The following is a 4,427-nucleotide window of genomic DNA, read 5'->3' on the forward strand; positions in this document are numbered from 1 at the left end:
GATAACTACCAACTGAATTGGTAGCGGGGACACGACTCGAACGTGCGACCTTCGGGTTATGAGCCCGACGAGCTACCAACTGCTCCACCCCGCACTCTCCTGTATTTTTAAGGGAAATACCAACCTTCAATTTTACAGTGTTGAAACTGATAAAAAAAACTGCTCAGCTTTTGTAGCGGTTTCGTAGCCCTAACGGGAAATTCTTTGAACCGCTTTTTAATTTTTTGGACCTTTTGGAAAAATTACTCCAGAGATCTGTATCTAGAAAATCAAGTCGCTTTTGACTTTCGGTTGGCAAAGATATAAATATTTATGAATTATAAAAAAATATAATATAAAATTAAGAATTTAATGCCAGTGGGGGAGAAGGTGTCAGGAATTTTGCAGAGTTTACTGGGGTACACTAAAAGATTCGTTACAAATTTTCAGGTGCTAAGTGTTAAACGGATACACAATTTGTCGACTCTGATTTAAAAAACTATGTTGCCTGATAGAAAGGTTTCGCAGTTTGGATTATTCATTATAAACTCGTCAAAACATTTCATTATAATTCCATTATTTATGTCTTTATAAGAAGTAAAATCATCAAGAATGTCTTCTTTAAAATCTTTGAATGAAATACCTCTTTTTTTACAACGCATTCTATATTTCTCTTTAATTCTTTCTTTCCATTTATAGCTATCCTGGGCAATTTTTCCTTTATATCTATCTTCGATATTGTAGATTTCTACCCACCTATCTTTTCTTTTCTCATTTGTCTTTGGAGTAGCAGATATTATTAAGTTCCACTTTTTTGGATTAGATAGGTCTGTGGTAGGTGATATTATTTGCAATCCTATTTCATGTTTGGGAATATTTTGTGAATATGGGTAATATAAAACTCCTTGTTTACGTGGTTTAGACCTTGGTATGAATGGAATGTCTTTTTGCCCTTTATTGCCGCTTTTATTGCAATAGTCGCAAATAGGAACGAGATTATTAAAGTTTATGCTGCAAAATGGATATCGGCCCTTTGAAAAATAGTGATCATATTCATTTTTGTTAGTTTCTTTTTCTGTCATCAGATTTTCCATTCCACAGAACGGGCAAACAGAATATTGGTTAACCTTCCTAAAGCTTTCAAAGTGTTTTTTTAGAGAACCACACTTACTTTTAATTTTTGGGTAGCCAGTCTTTTTGGTCAGCATGCTATAAAGAAGGCCTTCTGAATCGTATAAGTTCCTTATTGGTGTTTGGACGCTCAGTGGTAAGTCGTCAAATGGGAAAGGTTTTTTCTTATTATTACAAATTTCTTCTATCGCATTATTGTGCAAATATATTTTGCGCACTAACGCTTTATCTTTTTTTGATAATATTAAATATGAAGATGTAATTGTTGTGAGACTGGTATTTATATCAGGGTATTCATCAACAATATCTTTGAAATCGGTGTGGATATAGAACACATGATCAAATGTTGGATGGACTTCTGCAAACAATTGGCTAAAGAAATAATGCAAATATTTATGCAAGTTTTCAATTAGGTGAGGAGATATTGTTTTATAAAAGTATATCATTTTTTGACTTTTTCCTGTAACCTAGTTTTTATCATCATTAATTTGCTGAATAAATCGAATTTTTCTACGGAGTCACCAAATTCTGTGTTTAGACGATTTATAATTTTCTGGAGACCTGACAGCGATCTCACCCCTTTTGCCATATCAAGTAGTTCTTTTTTTGCCATTTCGGAAATAGTTTCTTCTTTTTCAAAAATTTCATCAAGAATTACAGATATGGATGCACCAAACATCTGCTCTTTTGGGTTATCGTAATCAATGATACCATTTACTTTTTTAAATCGATAAACATCATCAGTTGTGGAATCCGATATTACAAATGGAGAATGGGTTGTAAGAATAATTTCCTGTTGCCTAACTTCTTTGATATTTCCTCTGGAATCGAACGAAAGAGCGGCCATATAATTGAGCATCTTAATTAATTTCGAACGCCACATCGGATTAAAATGTGTATCTGGCTCGTCGATTAAAAACATGCATCCTTCTTCTTCCATCATTAAAATGGTGCCAATGACTTCATTGAATTGGTGCTCCCCATCAGATAGAGCTTTATAATAGATATTTTTGGAAGGTTGACTTGCGCTTAGGATTTTGCTTATGAAAATCTTTTCGATGCGGAATACTAATCTTGAAGGATCATGTTTAGGTAATTCGTCGGAAAGATTAAATGTCTTGTGAACCTGTAACATCAAATCTCTGGTCTTTTTATTCACCAAATACAGATTAAAAATTTCAAGTTCATAGAATACTTTAAAGAGATCGAAAGCCTTTTTAAAGTGGAAAGCGAAAGCCTTTTTAGTCTCTCTTGTCACGAGATAGTCAAGTACCAGCAAATTATATGGGCCTACTTTTCTCTCAATCCATGCTGTTGCGCATAATTTTAATTTTGTAATGTTCTGTGACAAAGTTTCGCTGACAGGGATTACTTTCTTATAAAGTTCGTCCGTATTGATCGTTATTCGGAATGATTGTAAATCGTCTATTCGTAAAACATCTTTTAACATATCAACTTTTCCCTTATCTGCAAGCATAAGATTAGCTACGAAGATTGAGAAATTTGTATTATAATCTAAAAAGAATAGCCGGTGATTTTCCAGCAGTGACTTTTTATCAGAATACTTCTTGCTTAATTCAAATGTTTTGAAATAATGGTACTTGAGTTTATAATAAGGATTACTAAGTAACTCATTTTGCCCAGAGGTGTATGCGATTACTTTGGTTGGTAATAGCAAATCTGTATCGAAATCAACTCTTTCGAATTCTTGTTTTCCGTAATCCTTTTTGGAAAACTCCGGAACCTCACCCAAAGGTTTGACAATCCTAACATGCATATTAAAATGCACCTTTTGCGTTTTTGTTTTGTTCTTAAGGACTTTTGATGTAGGCAAGAAGTACTCAATCTCGAAGCCAAATCCTTTGTTTGCCTTTTCAGATTTTGGAACTGTTTCGAGATGATAAATCTCCAGAAAATAAAAGATTTCGGAGAACAATTCAAGGAAATTAGACTTGCCACTTCCATTTAGGCCAGCAAATATTTTGGTAGAAAGCTTATCCGTTCGAATTGATGAATTAAACTCATAGAGTTTGTTCGCAGCAAGGCTGCGAAAATTGTCTCCTAAAATCTTTACACTTTTAAGTTTCATAGTTCAATAGAAAAATAAATGCCTGAACGCTCTTCGTCCGACCTTTCTTTCAAAAGATCGGCATCTTCAGTTGTTAGATAAAGCTGATTTTTCTTTCGCTTTGCATCATAGAAGAACTGATTTAATTTCAGGAAAGAGTTTTCTTTATGTACTGCTGAAAATATTAATGATTTTAAATCGCTTGCTTCATTTAATTGAGGATACATTTTTAGTTCCTCTGAACTGTAATAATCGGGAAATACCGAGTATTCAGTTTTTAAGAATCTCACAAGCATCTCAGTTGTAAAATGGAAGCCAGTGTATTTTTCTTTTATCCAGTTTGCGGCTTTTTCAACCGATACTTCTTCCCAAATAAGCTTAGACTTGTTTCTTGCAGGTTTTTTTGTCAATTTCTCAGCTTTAACAGCGAGGGGTTCCATCTGTTTTGCTTCATGAAGCTGTTTTAAGCTTTCGACATCAAAATCAATTAAATTCAGTGTGCCTTCAAATCCTTTCTGGGAGATAGAAAAGTATAGTCTTTCTGAAGCCGCTACCCTTTTTCGGGAATTTTCTTTGAGTGCATCTACCTTCAAGAAAACTTTCGCAAACTGATGTTGTAGATTGATGTCCGGGACAGGAATCGGTATTTCTCTGATATTTTCCATGTTCAAAGCCTGTTTGGCAGTGTTCGTTTGATGTCTGGTTATCTCTCGTTGATTGTACATTAGGTAATGTAGCAAATACACTGAGCTTAATTGGTTTGCATCGTTAGGAGTTATTTTAGCTACGTTCGGTGCAAGGTGATATTTGTTGTTTTTTTCGATTAATGCTACATCACCAATATTTACTCCGATGTATGTCATTACCACATCATTTTTGAAGAGTTTACTTCTGGGCAAAAGGTCTGAAGTATTCCTGTCGATATATTTGGCATTGTCTGGTTTGATCTTTCCTTCTTTTACATTTAAACCACGAACAGCCATGATTTCACCTGAATTCTGATACGTAATGTATTTACTATATTCAAATCCCGCCAACTTTGTGACTTTACAGACAGAGCCGATATTGGTTGTTTTTTTTGTATTGGATGTTTTTCCAAAAATATTATGGAATGTGCTTTTTAAGAAAAGATCACAAAGGTGTGTAAGCTCCTTATTGGATAAACCGCTTCAAATTGACCCCCCTTCGCCACTTTAAAACGCCCCCCTTTGCCGAGTTAATTTGATAAGGTCCGCCAAAGCAAAAAGCC

At 34.4% G+C, this 4,427-nt stretch carries 3 protein-coding genes and 1 tRNA gene; all 4 read right to left on the reverse strand.

Features of this window, described 5'->3' with window-relative positions; all coding sequences use genetic code 11:
- Positions 1 to 18: 18 nt before the first annotated feature.
- The 4 genes from HDC90_RS25200 to HDC90_RS25215 all read right to left on the reverse strand — a co-directional run bounded on the left by HDC90_RS25200 (position 19) and on the right by HDC90_RS25215 (position 4,281).
- Positions 19 to 94 (reverse strand) — tRNA-Met (locus HDC90_RS25200).
- A 376-nt stretch (positions 95 to 470) separates the two neighbouring features.
- A complete protein-coding gene (locus HDC90_RS25205; protein WP_184471394.1) occupies positions 471 to 1,556 on the reverse strand; it encodes a hypothetical protein in 1,086 nt (361 codons plus the stop codon).
- Positions 1,553 to 3,199 carry a restriction system-associated AAA family ATPase gene (locus tag HDC90_RS25210; protein ID WP_184471396.1) on the reverse strand — a complete coding sequence of 549 codons (1,647 nt, stop codon included), beginning with the start codon at positions 3,197 to 3,199 and terminating at the stop codon, positions 1,553 to 1,555. Before HDC90_RS25210 ends, HDC90_RS25205 begins: the two co-directional genes overlap by 4 nt.
- Positions 3,196 to 4,281: a restriction endonuclease subunit S gene (locus HDC90_RS25215; protein ID WP_370576675.1), complete on the reverse strand. Its 1,086-nt coding sequence runs from the start codon at positions 4,279 to 4,281 to the stop codon at positions 3,196 to 3,198. Before HDC90_RS25215 ends, HDC90_RS25210 begins: the two co-directional genes overlap by 4 nt.
- Between the last annotated feature and the right edge of the window lie 146 nt (positions 4,282 to 4,427).

It is taken from the genome of Pedobacter sp. AK013 (assembly GCF_014205835.1).
GTDB lineage: Bacteria > Bacteroidota > Bacteroidia > Sphingobacteriales > Sphingobacteriaceae > Pedobacter.

Coding starts and splice junctions, on each gene's coding strand:
- HDC90_RS25205 (WP_184471394.1), bottom strand. CDS start 1,556: ATGATATACTTTTATAAAACAATATCTCCTCACCTAATTGAAAACTTG.
- HDC90_RS25210 (WP_184471396.1), bottom strand. CDS start 3,199: ATGAAACTTAAAAGTGTAAAGATTTTAGGAGACAATTTTCGCAGCCTT.